17 protein-coding genes are annotated in these 18,177 nt (G+C 70.3%); 9 read left to right on the forward strand and 8 right to left on the reverse strand.

What is annotated here, in order from left to right; translation table 11 throughout:
- The first annotated feature begins 213 nt into the window (after positions 1–213).
- Positions 214–2,754, forward strand: a complete 2,541-nt coding sequence (gene alaS, locus ACQP2O_RS04825) for an alanine--tRNA ligase (protein ID WP_433180256.1) — start codon at positions 214–216, stop codon at positions 2,752–2,754.
- A gap of 49 nt (positions 2,755–2,803) precedes the next feature.
- On the opposite strand, the gene ACQP2O_RS04830 is transcribed toward alaS, so the two are convergent.
- The 4 genes from ACQP2O_RS04830 to ACQP2O_RS04845 form a co-directional block, all read right to left on the reverse strand.
- Positions 2,804–4,375, reverse strand: coding sequence for a hypothetical protein (locus ACQP2O_RS04830; RefSeq protein ID WP_433180257.1), 1,572 nt, complete (start codon positions 4,373–4,375; stop codon positions 2,804–2,806).
- Positions 4,376–4,664: 289 nt separating this feature from the next.
- On the reverse strand, positions 4,665–5,372 hold the full coding sequence (locus ACQP2O_RS04835) for a hypothetical protein (RefSeq protein ID WP_433180259.1): 708 nt from the start codon (positions 5,370–5,372) through the stop codon (positions 4,665–4,667).
- A 109-nt stretch (positions 5,373–5,481) separates the two neighbouring features.
- Entirely contained in the window at positions 5,482–6,318 is an 837-nt protein-coding gene (locus ACQP2O_RS04840; protein WP_433180261.1) for a class I SAM-dependent methyltransferase, read from the reverse strand.
- Positions 6,319–6,369: 51 nt separating this feature from the next.
- The gene (locus ACQP2O_RS04845; RefSeq protein WP_433180263.1) at positions 6,370–7,134 is read right to left on the reverse strand and encodes an SDR family NAD(P)-dependent oxidoreductase; all 765 of its coding nucleotides are present in this window, start codon (positions 7,132–7,134) and stop codon (positions 6,370–6,372) included.
- A 92-nt stretch (positions 7,135–7,226) separates the two neighbouring features.
- On the opposite strand from ACQP2O_RS04845, the gene mshA reads away from it, so the two are divergent.
- The 4 genes from mshA to ACQP2O_RS04865 all read left to right on the forward strand — a co-directional run bounded on the left by mshA (position 7,227) and on the right by ACQP2O_RS04865 (position 10,711).
- Positions 7,227–8,483: a D-inositol-3-phosphate glycosyltransferase gene (gene mshA / locus ACQP2O_RS04850; RefSeq protein WP_433180264.1), complete on the forward strand. Its 1,257-nt coding sequence runs from the start codon at positions 7,227–7,229 to the stop codon at positions 8,481–8,483.
- Positions 8,484–8,494: 11 nt separating this feature from the next.
- On the forward strand, positions 8,495–9,022 hold the full coding sequence (locus ACQP2O_RS04855) for a YbjN domain-containing protein (protein ID WP_433180266.1): 528 nt from the start codon (positions 8,495–8,497) through the stop codon (positions 9,020–9,022).
- A gap of 110 nt (positions 9,023–9,132) precedes the next feature.
- Positions 9,133–9,948 (forward strand): SAM-dependent methyltransferase, encoded by an 816-nt coding sequence (locus ACQP2O_RS04860; RefSeq protein WP_433180267.1) that lies wholly within the window; start codon positions 9,133–9,135, stop codon positions 9,946–9,948.
- Positions 9,949–9,964: 16 nt separating this feature from the next.
- A complete protein-coding gene (locus tag ACQP2O_RS04865) occupies positions 9,965–10,711 on the forward strand; it encodes a phosphoglyceromutase (protein WP_433180268.1) in 747 nt (248 codons plus the stop codon).
- Positions 10,712–10,776: 65 nt separating this feature from the next.
- Here the strand turns inward: ACQP2O_RS04865 and phoU are convergent, their stop codons facing one another.
- Positions 10,777–11,439 (reverse strand): phosphate signaling complex protein PhoU, encoded by a 663-nt coding sequence (phoU, locus tag ACQP2O_RS04870; RefSeq protein WP_433180270.1) that lies wholly within the window; start codon positions 11,437–11,439, stop codon positions 10,777–10,779.
- A gap of 153 nt (positions 11,440–11,592) precedes the next feature.
- Here phoU and ACQP2O_RS04875 point away from each other — a divergent pair, with 153 nt between their 5' ends.
- The gene (locus tag ACQP2O_RS04875; RefSeq protein WP_433180271.1) at positions 11,593–12,771 is read left to right on the forward strand and encodes a sensor histidine kinase; all 1,179 of its coding nucleotides are present in this window, start codon (positions 11,593–11,595) and stop codon (positions 12,769–12,771) included.
- Complete coding sequence (locus ACQP2O_RS04880; protein WP_433180273.1) at positions 12,771–13,457, forward strand: response regulator; 687 nt, start codon at positions 12,771–12,773, stop codon at positions 13,455–13,457. The genes ACQP2O_RS04875 and ACQP2O_RS04880 overlap by 1 nt, the downstream gene beginning before the upstream one ends.
- A 136-nt stretch (positions 13,458–13,593) precedes the next feature.
- Here ACQP2O_RS04880 and ACQP2O_RS04885 read toward each other — a convergent pair whose 3' ends face one another.
- Positions 13,594–14,466, reverse strand: coding sequence for a hypothetical protein (locus ACQP2O_RS04885; protein WP_433180275.1), 873 nt, complete (start codon positions 14,464–14,466; stop codon positions 13,594–13,596).
- A 182-nt stretch (positions 14,467–14,648) separates the two neighbouring features.
- Positions 14,649–15,368, reverse strand: coding sequence for a hypothetical protein (locus ACQP2O_RS04890; protein WP_433180277.1), 720 nt, complete (start codon positions 15,366–15,368; stop codon positions 14,649–14,651).
- Positions 15,369–15,654: 286 nt separating this feature from the next.
- Between ACQP2O_RS04890 and ACQP2O_RS04895 the strand changes: the two genes are divergently transcribed.
- Together ACQP2O_RS04895 and ispF are read left to right on the forward strand one after the other, a co-directional pair.
- The gene (locus tag ACQP2O_RS04895) at positions 15,655–16,137 is read left to right on the forward strand and encodes a CarD family transcriptional regulator (protein ID WP_252778128.1); all 483 of its coding nucleotides are present in this window, start codon (positions 15,655–15,657) and stop codon (positions 16,135–16,137) included.
- 25 nt (positions 16,138–16,162) lie between these two features.
- Entirely contained in the window at positions 16,163–16,624 is a 462-nt protein-coding gene (gene ispF / locus ACQP2O_RS04900) for a 2-C-methyl-D-erythritol 2,4-cyclodiphosphate synthase (RefSeq protein WP_433180280.1), read from the forward strand.
- A 327-nt stretch (positions 16,625–16,951) separates the two neighbouring features.
- On the opposite strand, the gene fahA is transcribed toward ispF, so the two are convergent.
- Positions 16,952–18,157 carry a fumarylacetoacetase gene (fahA, locus tag ACQP2O_RS04905; RefSeq protein ID WP_433180282.1) on the reverse strand — a complete coding sequence of 402 codons (1,206 nt, stop codon included), beginning with the start codon at positions 18,155–18,157 and terminating at the stop codon, positions 16,952–16,954.
- Between the last annotated feature and the right edge of the window lie 20 nt (positions 18,158–18,177).

Consider the following 18,177-nt stretch of genomic DNA (forward strand, 5'->3'; position numbering starts at 1 on the left):
CGTAGTACTACAGTCAGTAGTACTACTGTATGTAGGTCTTCGGCTCGCGAAAACCGATTGTGCGGTCCGGGCCGCGTGGGTACGGTCCGGGACATGGATCTTCACGAGGTGGGGCGGCGAGCTAGCCGCGCCGAGCCGGGGGACGGGTAGTCCCGGCCCGGCCCGGCTCGGCGTGTGCGTGTCATCGTCCCGCCGACCTCGTGAGGCTCTTTCATGCGATCCACCGAGATCCGTTCCGTCTTCCTCGATTTCTTCACCGCGCGCGGGCATCGCCGCGTGCCCGCGAGCTCACTGGTCTCGCCCGATCCCGAGTTGCTGCTGACCAACGCGGGGATGAACCAGTTCAAGCCGTACTACCTCGGCCGGAGCGTTCCGGACTTCCGCCGGGCGACCACGCTGCAGAAGTGCGTGCGCACCGTCGACGTGGACAACGTCGGCCGTACCGCCCGGCACGTCACGTTCTTCGAGATGCTCGGCAACTTCTCCTTCGGCGACTACTTCAAGGAGGAGACGGTCGCGTGGGCGTGGGAGCTGATCACCGAAGGGTTCGGCCTGCCGCGCGACCGGCTGTGGATCACCGTCTACGAGGACGACGACGAGGCCGAGCGCCTGTGGCGGAGGCTCGGGGTGCCCGGCGAGCGCATTCAGCGGCTCGGTAAAGAGGACAACTACTGGTCGATGGGCATGGCGGGCCCGTGCGGGCCGAGCTCGGAGATCCACTACGACCGTGGTCCGGCGTACGGTCCCGACGGCGGCCCCGTGTCGAGCGGCGAACGCTACCTGGAGCTGTGGAACCTCGTCTTCATGCAGGACGTTCGCGACGAGGACTTCCGTATTGTCGGGGAGCTTCCGGCCAAGAGCATCGACACCGGTCTCGGCGTGGACCGGCTCGCGCTCGTGCTGCAGGACGTGCCCGACATCTTCCACACCGACCTGATGCTCCCGGTACTGGAGACGGTGCGGGACCTGTCGGGTGGCGGCGACGACACCTCGCTGAAGATCGTCGCGGACCACGCGCGGGCGGCGGCGTTCCTCATCGCGGATGGGGTCCTGCCCTCGGGCGACGGGCGCGGGTACGTCCTGCGGCGGCTGCTGCGGCGGGCGATCCGGCACGCGCGGCTCCTGGGCGTCGAGGACGCGGTCCTGCCGACCGTGACCGGCGCGGTGGTGGACCTGCACGGTACGACCTGGCCGGAGCTCGAGACGGCGCGCCCGCTGATCGAGAAGGTGGTGAGCGCCGAGGAGGACGGCTTCGCGCGCACGCTGCGACAGGGGTCGCGGATCCTCGACACCGCGATCCGGGAGCGCCGGTTGTCGCCGCGGCTGGCGTTCGACCTGCACGACACGTACGGCTTCCCGTTCGACCTGACGGTGGACGCGGCGCGGGCGGCGGGGCTCACCGTCGACGAGAACGCGTTCGGCGCGCTGCTGGAGGAACGCCGCCGGCGCAGCCGGTCCGGCCGTACGGAGCCGGGCCGTGGGCCGCGGGCGGAGACCAGGACCGAGTTCGTCGGGTACGACGCGACGCGTGCGGAGGCGCGGCTGCGCACGATCCTCCGCGACGGGGTGGAGGTTCCGGCGGCGGTCGAGGGCGAGGAGGTCGAGGTGATCCTCGATCGGAGCCCGTTCTACGCGGAGGCGGGCGGCCAGGTCGGCGACCGGGGCCGCATCCGTACGGCGTCCGGCGCGGTCCTCGCCGTGACGGACACCCGGCCGGGCCACGTACACGTCGCGCGGGTCGAGTCGGGCGAGGTCGTGCCGGGAGAGGTCGAGGCGATCGTGGACGCCGAGCGGCGGGCGGCGGTCGCGCGGTCCCATACGGCGACGCACGTCCTGCACGCGATGCTGCGCCGGGTGCTCGGCGAGCACGCGGCCCAGCGGGGGTCGCTCGTCGACGCGGGACGGCTGCGGTTCGACTTCACGCACTTCGAGCCGCTCGCGCCCGAGCGGCTACGGGAGGTGCAGACCCTGGTCAACGAGCATCTGCTCGACGACCCGGAGGTCCGGGTGTGGCACGCGGACCGGGCGCAGGCGGAGGCGGCCGGGGCGATGGCGCTGTTCGGCGAGACGTACGGGGAGCACGTGCGGGTCGTCGACATCGGCGACTTCTCCCGCGAGCTGTGCGGCGGCACCCACGTCGGCCACGGATCGCAGGCGGGACCGGTGGACCTGCTCGGCGAGTCCTCGATCGGTTCCGGCGTGCGCCGGATCGAGGCGCTGACCGGCGTGGACGCGCTGCGGCACCAGGACCACGAGCGTGCGCTGCTCACCGAGCTCGCCGACCTCCTGCGGGTGCGCCCGGAGAAGGCGCCCGGGCGGCTGCGGCAGCGGCTGACCGAACTCGCGGAGGCGCGCCGCGTGCTGGAACGGCACCGGCGAGAGGAGCTGACGGCCGAGGCGGTACGCCTGACGGGGCTCGCCAAGCGCGTCGGCCAGGGCTGGCTGGTCGTCCAGCGGGTCTCCGGCGTGGACGCGGACGAACTGCGGCCGCTCGCGGCGGACGTCCTCGAACGCCGCGGCGGCGTGGTGGTGCTCGGCGCCGAGATCGGCGGCCGGGCGGTGATGGTCGCGGCGGTCAGCCCGGACCTCGGCGCACCGGCGCGTACGGTCCTGGCGTCCGCGGCGACCGCGATCGGCGGCGGCGCGGGCGGCAAGGGCACCGTCGCGAACGCGGGCGGCCGGCGCGCCGGACGACTGGACGAGGCCCTGCGGCTCGCGGCGAGCTCGGCGCGCGATCTACTCGGTGGCGGCTGAGACTGGCAGCGTCGGTCCGGGTCGGGCCGCCGACTGGCGATTGTTCTTGTCATTCCGATGGTGGTGAAAAATGGAGGAGAGCCGTGGATCGCCCGAGGAGTTCGCGGGCGCGATTCAGATCGCCTGCGGCTGCGGCTGCAGCCACCTCGCGCATCTCCCGCCAGGCCTGCGCCTGGAAATCGGCGTCGGCAAAAATGGAATCGGTGAGCTTTAGATCCCCCGAGGCGGCCATGGCGGAAACCAGCTCCAGCAGGTCCTGCAGTGTATGCGTGGGCCAATCCGAGATCTGATCCCTGCGTTGAAGGAAACGGTCGACAGTGTCGATCATTCGCAGCGTGAGTGTCGGGTCGTGGGACTGTCTGGAGAGCCTTTGATTAAGAGTGAAGATTTCATACATGGCCGCGAGGTCGTTACCAGTTACCTCAAGCATGCGATCATGGCGGGATTGGTCCATCGCCAGGTCGGCCATGCGTTGCACGTCCCCGATGCTGTTCAAGAGTCGGTAATAGCCGCGCAGGAAATATTCCGGAGTCTCGGCGGGCCAGCCCTGATCGCGGTAACCATCTGCCCAGGTGTGCAACCGTTGCCGGTATCCGGCGAGTCGGGCTTCGCCCAAATAGGCGACGGCTGCGTTTTGGATTTCCTCATGCGCCAGCACGTACACCACGGGCCCGGTCTCTGCCTGCCATCGACTGGCCCGTGTCGAGAAAGTGCGTCCTGATACGGCCGATAGGTGGTCGTCGATTTCAATCTCCGGCCACCCTGTCAGCGCGGCCAGATCTGCGCTGCTCAGGCCACCGCCAGCGGCAGCGACCAATCCCAAGAGGTCTTGTTCGGCGGGTGTACCGTGCAACAACTCCTTAAGCTCGCGCTGCGCATCGGCTTTGATCGCGTGGGCGTAGGGCGAGGGAGCAAGCCTCCGCACCACGCCGGGACCTCGCAGTGGATGTCCGTCAGGGACGTCGGCAGGGACGGGTGGGTTCGGGCGGCCTGCGATCACCACCCGGACTCCGTCTGGCAGGACCGCAGGAAGCATGGCGGCGATGCTGTGCGCGTCCGGGCCGGTCGTCACTCCTCGATCCTCATCCAATCCGTCGACGACCAACACCACTCGCTGTCTTTGGTCGGCGCAGCGGTGTGCGGCATCCTCGAGCATGGCGAGCAGGTGCGCTTCACGCGTCGCCTCCGTCAGGAACACGGGCATCGGTCGCCCGGCGACGTCGGTCAACTGCTCCAGGACCACGTCGACGAAGGCGTGCCGGTCGCTTTGGCCTGCCCATCGAGCGGTGATGAAGAACGACACCACTCGGACACCTTCAGGAGGGTTCAGTACGAACCACGCCATCAACGCCGACTTGCCGGACCACGCCGGTGCTTGCCACCACATCCATTGAGGGCCGACCTCGGCTGTGCAGAACTCCGTCAACTCCGCTAGTTCTGGCTCGCGTCCGACCAAATCCGGCGGAGCGATGCGCCGTACCTGCTGGAGATAAGCCGACCGCGCCACCGGCGTCGACACGGTATTGACCGTGAGGTCCCGCCCGGCGACGTAGGCGTCCTGCCCGGCGTTGACATCCTGACGCCGGACCCGCTCGTTCGGCGGAGGAGCCTCTGCTGACACGGCGTCTGGTCACCCCGTTTCGGATCGCTCGCTCACTCCGGAAACGGCGTCCGTCGCCGCTATCAGCGGCACGGCCTCGGACACCGCCGCCAGGTTCATCCGGCACACCGTTCACTGGACCACATCTGTCGGTCCAGCCTAGAACGCGCGGTTCTCCGAAAAGCAGCATGAATGGCCGTACAACTTCTGACCGGTTCGACCTCGAGCGCGCGTCGCCACCGTGACGGCACGGGCCGCTCAGGGTCCTCCTGCGAGGGCGCCGCGAGCGGCCCGGTCGCGTTTTGACATGTCAGGCGTGGCCGCCCATGACGTGCGGGGCGCGCAGCCGTACGGTCGGCAGGTGTTCGCGGACCAGCAGGCCGCTGGCGGCCAGCATCCAGAGCGCCGCGAGGACGCCGGGGACGTACGTCTCCAGCCATCCGCCGGGCACCAGAACGCCTCCGGTGATTCCCAGCGTGAAGGCGGCGAGCAACTGGAGCAGCGCGACGATTCCGGCGAACCACGCCATCCACATGGGAAAGACATGCGTGCGGGCGATGGCCACGGCGGTGGCGGCCAGCGTCAGTGCGACGGCGATCCCGGCCACCGTCCCCACGATGGTCATGGTGGCGTACGGCGCGGGCGAGAACAGCAGCAGCGCCCGGTACTCGGTCATGGCATAGGTCATCCCGGCGAACACCGAGATGGCCATGAAGGCGATCGCGGAGACGAGGATGAACCCCGCGAGGACGACGGTGGGGGCGTCGCTCTTGTCGTCCGCGCGCCGGAACGCCGTGGACAGGGCCGCGCCGAACCACAGGAACAGGGAGATGGCGATGGCGTACAGGATGGTGCCCCACATGATCTGAGCCCGGTGACCGGCCAGGTACATGGCGACCACCCCGGCGGCGTTCGTGAGCTGTGGCATGCCGCCCATCACGATCCGGCCGACCACCGCGAAGATCACCGCACCGATGCCGGCCAGACCGCCCCATCGCATCTCATGGCCTTCGCCCATCAGAATCATCTCCTCGGTGGAAGTGACCAGTACTCCAACGGTCGTCCGCCCGAAATGCCGTTTCTATGGCGAAAGGTGGTTTTTACCGCAAAGACGGCATCAAGAAGATCTATTGCGGGGCGACGGCCGACCAGGGGAGGGTGACCTCGCCGAGCCTCCACCGGGCCCGGCCCCCGAACGGCGGCGTCGTGACCACCGGATGGTCACGGGTGAGGAGCTCCACCGCCGTCACCCAGCGCTGTCGCGGCCCGAACACCGACTGCGGCGCGGCGGCCGCCCACGCGCGGTCGAACGCGGTCAGCAGTTCGTGGACCCGCTCGCCGGGGACGTTCCGGTGGATCAGCGTCTTGGGGAGCCGCTCGGCGAGCTGGGACGGATGCGACAGCGTCGGGAGGTGTGCCGCGAACGTGATCGTCCGCGGCACGGACACGCCCGGTCGACCTCCCGAACGGATGTGGGCCGTGGTCTCCAGGGCCACCCAGGCGGCCCGGCGGCCGATCTCCCCGCACGTGCCCTCGACGAGAACGCCATCGGGGGACAGCCCGGCGCACAGCCGATCCCACGCCGCCCAGGCCTCGTCCTCCCCGTACTGGCGCAGCACGTTGAACGCCCGGATCAGCGTCGGCGGCCGGTCCACGGGCAGTTCGAAACCGCCGAGCCGGAACGACAGCCCCTCGCGTTCGCGCGGTTTCGCCGCGGCGACCCGGGCCGCATCGATCTCGACGCCGACGACCTCGACCCGCGGATGCACCGCCCGCAGCCGTCCGAACAGCTCGGCCGTCGTGATCGGCGATGCCCCGAACCCGAGGTCCACGACGAGGGGCCGGTCGGCCCGCCGCAGCAGCGGGCCGTGGACCGAGGCGATCCAGCGGTCGGCGCGGCGGAGCCGGTTGGGCGCGGTCGTGCCGCGGGTGATGACGCCTTCGGGCCGTGGGGGACGGGGCACGCACCAAGTGTGCGGTCCCCGGCGGACCGCCGCGACCAGACGATCAGGTGATCAGACTCTGTGCACCTTGTGGGCGGCCGCCTGGGCGCGCGGCTTGACGTCGATCCGGTCGATGTTGACGTGCGACGGGCGGGTGACGGCCCAGCCGATGCAGTCGGCGACGTCCTCCGCGGTCAGCGGGTCGGCCACGCCCTCGTACGTCTTCTCGGCCTTCTCCTCATCTCCCTTGAACCGGACGAGGGAGAACTCGTCCGTCCGGACCATCCCCGGCGCCACCTCGGTGACGCGCACCGGCTTGTCGTACAGCTCCAGGCGGAGCGTGTCGTTGACGGCGGCGGCCCCGTGCTTGGCCGCGGTGTACCCGGCCCCGCCCTCGTAGACGACGTGCCCGGCCAGCGAGGTGATGTTCACGATGTGGCCGTCGCCGCTGTCGATGAGCTTGGGCAGCAGCGCCTTGGTGACCCGCATCAGCCCGAGGACGTTCGTCTCGAACATCCACTGCCAGTCGGCCGGGTCCGTCTCGGCGACCGGGTCCAGGCCGGCCGCCCCGCCGGCGTTGTTGACGAGGACGTGGCACTGCCGCAGCGACGCCGCGAAGGTGTCGACCGACTCCTGGGACGTCACGTCCAGGGCCACCACCGCGACGGCGTTCCGCCGCCCCGCAGGGTCGGCGCTCTCGATCTCCGCCTTGAGCTTTTCCAGGCGGTCGACGCGGCGCGCGGCGAGGACGACGTCGAACCCCTCGGCCGCGAGCCGGCGGGCCGTGGCCGCTCCGATTCCGCTGCTTGCTCCGGTGACTACTGCTGTTCTCCGCACGATCGACATCCTCTCAGGCGCATGGCGTACACCCCCGGGCCGGGGGAATGCGGTGATGTGGCCGATAAGTTGTTGTAACGGAGGTGGTGTCCGTGTCGGGTCTGGCCCGGGTCGCGACGATCAGTGTTCACACATCGCCGTTGGAACAGCCGGGGACCGGGGACGCCGGCGGGATGAACGTCTACATCGTCGAGGTCGCCAAACGCATGGCGGAACGCGGTGTCGAGGTCGACGTCTTCACCCGGCACACCTCACGGGCCCTCCCGCCGGTCGTCGAACTGGTGCCCGGCGTGAACGTCCGGCACGTCGCCGCCGGTCCGTTCGAGGACCTCGACAAGTCCGAACTGCCCGGCCACATGTGCGCGTTCACCTCCGAACTGCTGCGCATCGAGGCGGCGCACGACCCCGGCCACTACGACATCATCCACTCCCACTACTGGCTGTCCGGCCAGGCGGGGTGGGCCGCGCGACAGCGCTGGGGCGTCCCGCTCGTCCACTCCATGCACACCCTCGCGAAGGTCAAGAACACTTCGCTGGCCACCGGTGACACGCCCGAACCCCTCGGCCGCGTACTCGGCGAGCAGCAGGTCGTCGACTCCGCCGACCGGCTCGTGGCCAACACCGCCGAAGAGGCCCGGGAGCTCGCCTCGCTGTACGACGCCGACCCCGGCCAGGTCGCCACCGTCGCCCCCGGAGCGGACCTGTCCCGGTTCACCCCGCGGGACGGGGCACGGCACCGCCTGGGACTCCGTACGGACGCCGTCATCCTCCTGTTCGTCGGCCGCATCCAGCCGCTGAAGGCGCCCGACGTCCTCATCCACGCCGCCGCCCGCATGCTCGAGGACGACCCGAGCCTCCGCGACCGGCTGCTCGTCGCCGTCGTCGGCGGGCCCAGCGGGTCGGCGCGCTCCCGCCCGGAGGAACTGCGGAGCCTCGCGGCCCGGCTCGGCGTCGCCGACGTGGTCCGCTTCGAACCGCCCTGCCCCCAGGACGAACTGGCCGACTGGTACCGGGCCGCGGACGTCACCGTCGTCCCCTCCCACAGTGAGTCGTTCGGCCTGGTCGCCGTCGAGTCGCAGGCGTGCGGCACCCCGGTGGTCGCCGCATCGGTCGGCGGCCTGCGCATCGCCGTACGGGACGGCGGGTCCGGGGTCCTGATCGACGGCCACGACCCCGCCGACTACGCTCGCGTGCTGCACGGCCTGATCGGCACGCCGGGCCGGCTGCGCGCGATGTCGGACGCGGCCGTCCGCCACGCCAGGGGCTTCGGCTGGGACGCCACGGCCGACCGGCTCCTGGAGGTGTACGCCGAGGCCGTCGAGGCACGGACCATGGCCGTCTCCGCGTAAGGGAGGGCACGATGAACGCCGACGAGGCGCTCAAGGCGATCCTGGACGAGCAGGGGCTGGAGTACGAGCGTCCACGCCCCGGGGCGTACCTCGTGAAGCTCCCCGGCAAGCACAAGCTGGCGACGATGACCTGGCTCATCGCCGGCGACCACAGCCTGCACGTCGAGGCGTTCTTCTGCCGGCAGCCCGACGAGAACCACGAGGAGTTCTACCGCTGGCTGCTGCGCAAGAACGGCGGGATGTACGGCGTCGGGTTCACGCTCGACCCGGTCGGCGACGTCTACCTGGTGGGACGGCTTCCGCTCTCGGCGGTGACGCCCGAGGAGGTGGACCGGATCCTCGGCTGCGTGCTGACCTACTCTGACGACAATTTCGACCGCGCGTTGGAGCTCGGGTTCGCCGAGTCCATCCGGCGCGAGTGGGACTGGCGCGTGAAGCGCGGCGAGAGCGTGGCCAACCTGCGGCCGTTCGCCCGGATCCTGCCCGACGCGGCCGGTGGCGGCGCGGACCCCGTCCCCTCCGGCCCTGCCCTGGGCTGAGACTCTAACGAGAACAGATTCTAGTTTGATGTGCATATTGCGCACCATTGGTGGCTTTAAGTAGCTAAACTACCTGGCGTTGCGGGCGTACCGTACGGAGGGGGCGTGGAGTGACGGATCGGGACGATTCGGATTCAAAGAGCGTCGATCTGAGCACCCCCAACGCCGCCCGGATGTACGACTACTACCTAGGCGGGAAGGACAACCTGGCGCCCGACCGCGCCGCCGCCGAGATGGTCCTGCAGATCGCACCCGAGATCCGGATCGCCGCCCAGCAGAACCGCGCCTTCCTCGGCCGGGCCGTGCGCCACCTCGCCGAGGCGGGCATCCGGCAGTTCCTCGATGTGGGCACCGGGCTGCCGACCCAGAACAACGTCCACGAGGTCGCCCACCGCACCGCCCCCGAGGCCCAGGTCGTCTACGTCGACAACGACCCGGTCGTCCTCGCGCACGGCCGCGCGATCCTCGCCGGATCCAAGAACGTCGACATCCTCCAGGCCGACCTCCGGCAGCCCGAGGACATCCTGGGCAGCCCCGAGGTACGCGATCGCCTGGACTTCGACCGGCCGTTCGCGATCCTGCTCGTGGCGATCGTGCACTTCCTCCAGGACTCCGACGGCCCCGAGGAGATCGTCGCGCGGTTCCGGGACGCCCTGCCGCCGGGCGGGTACCTCGTGCTGAGCCACGTCTGCGGGGACGCCCTCCCGGACGCCGTCGCGCCCGTCATGGAGATCTACCGGCGTTCCTCCACCCCGATCATCACGCGCAGCACCGAGCGGATCCGCGGATTCTTCGGCGACCTGGAACTGGTCGACCCCGGGCTCGCCAACGTCTCGGCGTGGCGCCCCGAGACGGTGGAGGCCAAGCGGATCACCGAGAGGTACCCGCAGGGGTACTTCCTGGCGGGAGTCGCCCGCAAGCCCTGAGCTAGGCTCCTTTCCCATGGCGACATTGGTACTTCTCAGGCACGGCGAGAGCGTGTGGAACGCCGAAGGCCTGTTCACGGGCTGGGTGGACGTCGATCTGTCCGAGAAGGGGGAAGAAGAGGCGGTCACCGGCGGTGAGCTGCTACTCGACGCCGACATCCGGCTCGACGTGGTTCACACCTCGGTGCTCAAGCGGGCGATCCGTACGTCCAACATCGCGCTGGACGCCGCCGAGCAGCTGTGGATCCCCGTACGACGCTCCTGGCGGCTCAACGAGCGCCACTACGGGGCCCTGCAGGGCAAGAACAAGGCGCAGACGCGCGAGGAGTACGGCGACGAGCAGTTCATGACCTGGCGCCGGTCGTACGACACGCCTCCGCCGCCGATCGCCGACGACGACCCCCTGTCCCAGATCAACGACCCGCGGTACGCCCTCCTGCCCTCGGAGCTGATCCCGCGGACCGAGTGCCTGGCCGACGTGGTCGACCGCCTGCTGCCGTACTGGTACGACGCGATCGTCCCGGACCTCGCGGCGGGCCGCACGGTGCTGATCGCCGCGCACGGCAACTCGCTGCGCGCCCTGGTCAAGCACCTCGACGACATCTCCGACGAGGACATCGCCGGGCTCAACATCCCCACCGGCATCCCGCTGCTGTACGAGCTGGACGGCGACTTCGAGCCGCTCAAGAAGGGCGGGGAGTACCTCGACCCGGAGGCCGCCAAGGAGTCCATCGCGGCCGTCGCCAACCAGGGCAAGAAGTAGATCCTTTCCGGAAAGCACAGATCCCGGCAGCGGACTCGCTGCCGGGATCCGTTCGTTCGCGGCGATTATTCGGCGAGCTCGATGTTTTCCGCGTGCTCGCCGGTGACCAGGTAGACGACGTTCTCCGCCACGTGGACGGCGTGGTCGGCGAACCGCTCGAAGTAGCGGCCGGCCAGGGAGATGTCCACCGCCGGCTCGACCCCGTGCTTCCACTTCGGCGACAGCAGCGCGTCGAACAGCTTCCGGTGCAGCCGGTCCATCTGGTCGTCGTCGGTGTCGAGCTCGAGGCCCATCTCGACGTCGTGCGAGGCGATGACGCTGCCGGCCTTGGCGATCATGCGTTCGGCGATCTGGCCCATCTCCAGGACGGTGGCCTGCAGCTCCGGCGGGATGGCCGAGTCGGGGTGACGGCGGCGGGCGGTCTTGGCGAGGTGAACGGCGAGGTCGCCCATGCGCTCGATGTCACCGGCCATCCGCAGCGCGGCGATCAGCATGCGCAGGTCGCGGGCGACCGGCTGCTGCCGCGCCATCAGGTCGAAGACCGTCTCCTCGATCTCGGTCTCGAGCTTGTTGACCTGCTCGTCAGTGCTGATGACCTCTTCGGCGAGCCGCAGATCGGCGTCGAGCAGAGCCGTGCTGGCCCGCGTCATCGCCGATCGCACCAGCCGCGTCATCTCCACGAGCTTGTCGGAGAGCCCGTCGAGCTCCTCGTGGTAGGCGTCTCGCATAAAGATCCTTTATTCAGACGTGGTTATCCAGTTGGCAGCATCGTCGGATGCTGTGAACGGTTGTGTAGTCACAGGTTAACTTTTGACGAACGTCCTTGCGGCGTCGCAGCTCCGCGGGGCGACCTAGCCAGAGTGCCGCCTACGATCCAAGATGTGAATGTGGAGGTTGTCGCCGGCCTGGCGGGTGCCGTCGGGCTCGTAACCGGCCTGGTGGCAGGGCTGGCCGTCCGTGCCAGCGAGCGTGCCCAGCGGCCGGTGGATGCCCCCACCCCGCTGTCGAGCCTGCCGAGCGGTGTGGCGTCCGTGCTGAGCGTGCTCCCGTCCTCGGCCGTGGTCATCGACGGGGACGACCGCGTCCTGCGCGCCAGTTCGGCGGCGCGGGCGTTCGGTCTCGTCAGCGGTGATCGGCTGCTCGTCGACGAGCTCATCGCCATGGCGCGGCTCGTCCGCCGCGACGGTGAGATCCGCGAAGAGGAGATCGAGGTCGTCCACGGGCGCCGGGAGGGCCGCTGGTTCTCGGTCCGCGTCGCGCCGATGGGATCACACGGCCTCGTCCTCGTCCTCGCCGAGGACCTGACCGAGTTCCGCCGCGTCGAGGCGGTCCGGCGCGACTTCGTGGCCAACGTGAGCCACGAGCTGAAGACGCCGGTCGGCGCCCTGTCCCTGCTGTCCGAGGCGGTCGAGGACGCCGCCGAGGACCCGGAGGCCATTCGCCGCTTCTCGAAGCGCATGCAGCACGAGTCCGCGCGCCTGACCAACGTCATCCAGGACCTCATCACGCTCACCCGCCTGCAGGGCGGCGAGACCGTCGAGCGGCCCCGGACGATCAACCTCGACGACGTCATCCACGAGGCCGTCGACCGTTGTCGGCTCAAGGCGGAGCCCAAGGAGATCACCCTCGCCATCGGCGGCCGCGACGACCTGAAGGCGTACGGCGACGAAGAGCTCCTCACCACCGCGGTCCGCAACCTGATCGACAACGCCATCGCCTACAGCCCCGAACGCACGAGAGTCGTCGTGTGCACCCGGCTGGCCGACGAGAACCACATCGAGATCAGCGTCACCGACCAGGGCATCGGGATCCCCGAGGCCGACCTCGAGCGCATCTTCGAGCGCTTCTACCGGGTCGACCCCGCGCGATCCCGGCAGACCGGTGGCACCGGCCTCGGGCTCGCCATCGTCAAGCACGTCACGACCCGGCATCGGGGGGATGTGAACGTCTGGAGCAAGGAGGGATCCGGCTCGACCTTCACCATCCGCCTTCCGCTGCCCTCCGCCTCCGCACCCGCGAAGGAAATCACTGAGCAAGACACCGTACGGGAGGCCCCCTAGTGACCCGAGTGCTCGTCGTGGAAGACGAGGAGTCGTTCAGCGACGCGCTGTCGTACATGCTGCGCAAGGAGGGTTTCGAAGTCGCCGTCGCGGCGACCGGGCCGGACGCCCTGGAGTCCTTCGACCGCTCCGGCGCCGACCTCGTGCTGCTCGACCTGATGCTGCCCGGGCTCCCCGGCACCGAGGTGTGCAGAGAACTGCGCACCAAGTCGAACGTCCCCGTGATCATGCTCACGGCCAAGGACAGCGAGGTCGACAAGGTCGTCGGGCTGGAGCTCGGCGCGGACGACTACGTGACGAAGCCCTTCTCCTCCCGTGAACTGGTCGCCCGAATCCGCGCGGTGCTGCGCCGCAGAGGCGACGGCGAGGAACTGGCCCCCGCGACACTGGAGGCCGGACCGGTCCGCATGGACGTCGAGCGGCACGTCGTCACCGTCTCCGGCACCGAGGTGCCGCTGCCGCTCAAGGAGTTCGAACTCCTCGAGGTGCTGCTGCGCAACGCCGGACGCGTGCTGACCCGCATGCAGCTGATCGACCGCGTGTGGGGCGCCGACTACGTCGGCGACACCAAGACGCTCGACGTCCACATCAAGCGGCTCAGGGCGAAGATCGAGCCCGCCCCGTCGACGCCGCGGTTCATCATCACCGTGCGCGGGCTCGGCTACAAGTTCGAGCCCGACGAGTAAGCAGGCACGAGCCGGGCGTCTCCGCGGCGAAGCCGCCGGAGACGCCCGTTCTCGGGAGCCCTTGCCCTCAGAGGCGTCTGGCAACGCGAAAGCCCGCCGCTCCGGTACGGAGTCGGCGGGCTTGATGCTTCGCGTCTCAGGCGGACGGGCTCGCGGCGGGCTTCTTGACCTTCGCGTGCTTGCCCGACTTGGCGGCCGGGGTGGCGGAGCCCGCCGGGGCGGCCCCGCCTGCGGTCGGGCTCGCGGCCGCGCCCGGGCTGGTGCTCGCGCCGGGGTTCGGCGTGCCGGCCGGGGCGCTCGGAGCGCTCGGCGCCGGCGGGTAGGTCGCGTAGTAGCCGGCCCGCGGGACGACGGGGACGTCGATCGTGAGGGCGCCGGCCTGCTGGAAGTGCAGGGTCAGCCGGATCGACTCACCGCCCGTGAGCTCCTTGGCGAGGCCCTTGAGGACCACGCTCGGCGTCGCCCCCGCGGCGGTGCCGCCCGTGCTCGGAGTCTTCGGCGTGCCGCCCGGCACCGGGGAGCCCGCGGTCGGGGCGCCGGTCGGCGTCGTGCCCGGCTTGACCGGGGCCTTCTTGGCGCCCTTGGTCGGCGTGCCGCTCGGAGAGGCACTCGGAGTCGACACGCTGGGCGGCTGCTCGCCGGTGGCCTGGGGGTTCGTGGAGATCAGCTGATTCGGCGGCAGGTCCAGCCCGCCGTTCGCGATCTCGACCGACTGGGCCGTGCCCGCGGCCTCGACGCCGACGAGCTTGTCCGCCGAGGTGCCCTTGACGACGATCCACGCGTAGAACGGCGCGGAAGCGCCCACCGGCAGTCGCTGGCCGGGCTCGGGACCGAGCACGAAGGCGTTGCGGACGTCGACCCGGCCCACGGAGGCGTTGACGCCCTCGGTCAGGCGGGTCGGCAGCACCGACTGCGGATGCTGGCCGGCGGCGCAGGCGGACACCATCGGCGCGACGGCGAGGGCGCCGGCGATGGCCATGGCGACGGCCCGGCGGCGGTTGCGGCTCACGGCGTCGTTCTCTCCTTGGACAGGACTTGGGTCTTCCGAGGCGCGCGGAACGCCCGAATGTGAAGCGTAGCGAGGGTACCCCCGCGGGCCCGACAGGGGGCCGGTTTCGCGGGTGCCCGAAGATCGGGGAGTCCACGCGCGGAGCGCCATCGCCCGTACGGGGGAGCCCGCCGTACGACGGCTTATGGGGTACGCAGCGTCCTCAGGTCCGGGGTGAGGTCCCGGGTCGGCTGGACGCCGCGGATCACATCGCGGACGATCCTATCCGGGCGGACGAGCACCGCCGTCAGCCCCGCCGCCCGATAGGCCGTCGACAGCAGGCGATCGGGATCCTCCGCGGGAATGGCGTCACCTCGGGACACCGTGTCGGCGAGCCGCCGTACGTCGTCCGCGTCCCGGCCGGCGCGGCCGTCCGCGATCAACCAGGTCTGGAACCCCTGGGCCACGGCCTGCTGGGCGAGGCGCGTGACGGTGGCGTCGCAGTGGCAGTCGCGCGGCACGATCAGGACGAGGCCGGCCACGTTGATCAGTGTGTCGACCGGCATCTTCTGGCCGTTCACGGTCAGGTTCCCCGTGGGCAGCGCGCCGCCGGCGTCTCCCGGGCGGTGCCGCACCACGCCGGTCGGGGGGACCTGGATGGCGTGGTCGGTTGGTCGGGGCGAGACGACCGTCATCAGCACTCCGCTGATGAGGGCGACGAGGACGGCGCTGGCGATGAAGGGGGCGGCGATCCCGTAGCGGGTGAACGGGCGGGCGAGCCTGTGCCACCGCTCGCGGCGGCGGCGTTGCCGCAGCTCGCGGTGGTATGCGATCACATCGCGGTCGAGCTCCCGCGCATCGTCCGGGACGACGATGTCGACCTTGGGAAGCCCATAGTCGTCAGGGTCGCCGTCAAGCCCCACGCCACACCTACCTTCTCGGACCGCTGCCGGCCCCACCCCGGGTCGGCGCCCCCCGTGCACAGGGGATCACCGGCCCGTGTCGGCTCGTCCATCTCCAGTATGAGCCGCTTCCGGCGCTGTGTGAGCGGTGTGGCCCAATCCAATCCTCATAGCCGGGTGTTACACCGAATTCCAGCTTTGTCAATACCCTAATTACCCCGCTGACCTGCGTATATGTCCGGATGGTCGGTTCAGCAGGTCCCTGCAGCGTGCTACCCTTATCCATAGCGGAAGGGGTACTTGTCACATGACTTTCAAGGTCGGCGACACTGTCGTCTACCCCCACCATGGGGCTGCTCGGATCGAAGCCATCGAGACTCGTGCCATCAAAGGTCAGGACAAGACCTACCTGGTCCTGAAGGTCGATAAGGGCGATCTCACCGTTCGCGTTCCCGCGGAGAACGCCGAGCTGGTCGGCGTCCGCGACGTCGTGGGCCAGGAGGGGCTGGAGAAGGTGTTCGAGGTGCTTCGCGCACCTTACACCGAAGAGCCCACGAACTGGTCGAGGCGCTACAAGGCGAACCTCGAGAAGCTCGCGTCCGGCGACGTCAACAAGGTCGCCGAGGTTGTCCGGGACCTGTGGCGGCGTGACAAGGAGCGCGGCCTCTCGGCCGGTGAGAAGCGCATGCTGGCCAAGGCGCGGCAGATACTGGTCAGCGAGCTGGCGCTGGCCGAGAAGACCAACGAGGACAAGGCCGAGGCCCTCCTCGACGAGGTCTTGGCCAACTAACGCCTTGGCGACTCGGTTTCCACGGGTGGGCGTCGGAGTCGACGTCCACCCGTTCGCTTCTGGTCGCCCGCTACGGGTGGCCGGTCTGGACTGGCCCGGTCAGGGCGACGGCCTCGACGGGCACTCGGACGGCGACGTCGCGGCGCACGCGGCCTGCGACGCGCTCCTGTCCGCCGCCGGTCTCGGTGATCTCGGTGCGATCTTCGGCACCAGTGACCCGCGCTGGGCGGGAGCCTCCGGAGTGGATCTCCTGCGGGAGGTCGAACGCCGGATCACGGCCGCGGGGCACACCATCGGCAACGTCTCCATCCAGGTCATCGGGGTTCGTCCGCGGGTCGGCCCGCGGCGCGCCGAGGCGGAGAAGGCCCTGAGCGAGGCGCTGGGAGGCGCCCCGGTCAGCGTGTCCGGCACCACGACGGACGGCCTGGGCCTCACCGGCCGCGGCGAGGGGCTGGCCGCCATCGCGACCGCCCTCGTCCTCGTCTGACCACCGACGGCACGGCGCCGCCGCTACTCGACGGGGCTCGGCCGTGCGACGGCCGCCGCCCCCGATGGAGCCACTGGCGGTGCGGCACCCCCGGCCTCGACAGGCTGGGTCGTGCCACGGTCACCGAACCCGACGGAGCCACCGGCGGTACGGCACCCTCGACAGGCTGGGCTGCGGCGCGGTCGCCGATCTCGGCGGAGTTCGGCAGGCCATCGGCGGTGCGGCACCCCCGGCCTCGACAGGCTCGGTCGTGCCACGGTCACCGACCCCGGACGGAGTCAGCAGGCCACCGGTGGGCTGGGGCGGGGTCGCCGGCATCGACGGAGCTCAGCAGATCACCGGCAGCACGGTGCCGGTCACCTCGCCGAACCCGATCGGGACGCCGTCGGGCCCGGCGGCGGTCGCCTGGATCCGTACGGTGTCGCCGTCCTCCAGGAAGGCCCGGCGCTGCCCGTCGGGGAGCACCAGCGGGTCCCGGCCGTCCCAGGTGAGCTCGATCAGGCTGCCGCGTTCGTGCCGTGTCGGTCCGGAGACCGTTCCGGAGGCCATCAGGTCGCCGGTGCGCAGCGCGGCGCCGTTCACGGTGGCGTGGGCGAGCTGCTGCGGCGCGGTCCAGTACATCCTCGCGAACGGCGGGCGGCTCACGACGTGACCGTTGAGCTCGATCTGGAGCGTCATCTCCAGGCCCCAGGGCTCCTCGGTACGCAGGTACGGCAACGGCTCCGGACTCTGGGTCGGCGGGCCCGTACGGGCGCTCTCCAGGGCCGCCACGGGCACGACCCAGGGGGAGATCGACGTCGCGAAGGACTTGCCGAGGAACGGCCCGAGCGGCTGGTACTCCCACGCCTGGATGTCCCGGGCGCTCCAGTCGTTGACGAGCACGAAGCCGAACACGTGGTCGCGGAACCCGGCCGTCGGCACCGGCCGGCCGAGCGCCGAGGGCACGCCCACGACGAAGCCGACCTCCGCCTCGACGTCCAGCTTGACCGTCGGGCCGAACACCGGGCCGTCATCGCCCCGGCGCTGCCCGCAGGGCCGTACGATCGGCGTTCCCGACGGCACCACCGTGCCGGCCCGGCCGTGGTACCCGATCGGGAGGTGCAGCCAGTTCGGGGGGAGCGGATCCGCGCCCGGCCGGAAGATCTGGCTGACGTTCGTGGCGTGGTCGCGCGAGGAGTAGAAGTCGACGTAGTCGGCCACGTCGAACGGCAGGCGAGGTTCGGCCTCGCTCTGCGGCACGAGATGCGGCTCGACCTGCGCGCGGTACGCCGCGTCGGTGAGCAGCGTGGTCAGGCGGTCCCGGGTCGCCTGCCAGACCGCGCGCCCGGCGGCCATGAAGGTGTTCAGCGTCCCGGAGGCGAACCACCGCCGGTCGGCGAGCAGCCCCGCCGCCGCCAGCGCGGCCAGGTCCAGCACGTGGTCGCCGATGGCCACACCCACGCGCGGCAGCTCCCCGCGCCGGGAGAACACGCCGTACGGGAGGTTGTGCACCCCGAATCCGCTGCCGTCGGGAACGGGAACCCAGGTCTCCATGATCCATACCTTCCCAGGTC

The sequence above is a fragment of the Actinoallomurus sp. CA-150999 genome (genome assembly GCF_050942425.1).
Classification (GTDB): Bacteria; Actinomycetota; Actinomycetes; order Streptosporangiales; family Streptosporangiaceae; genus Actinoallomurus.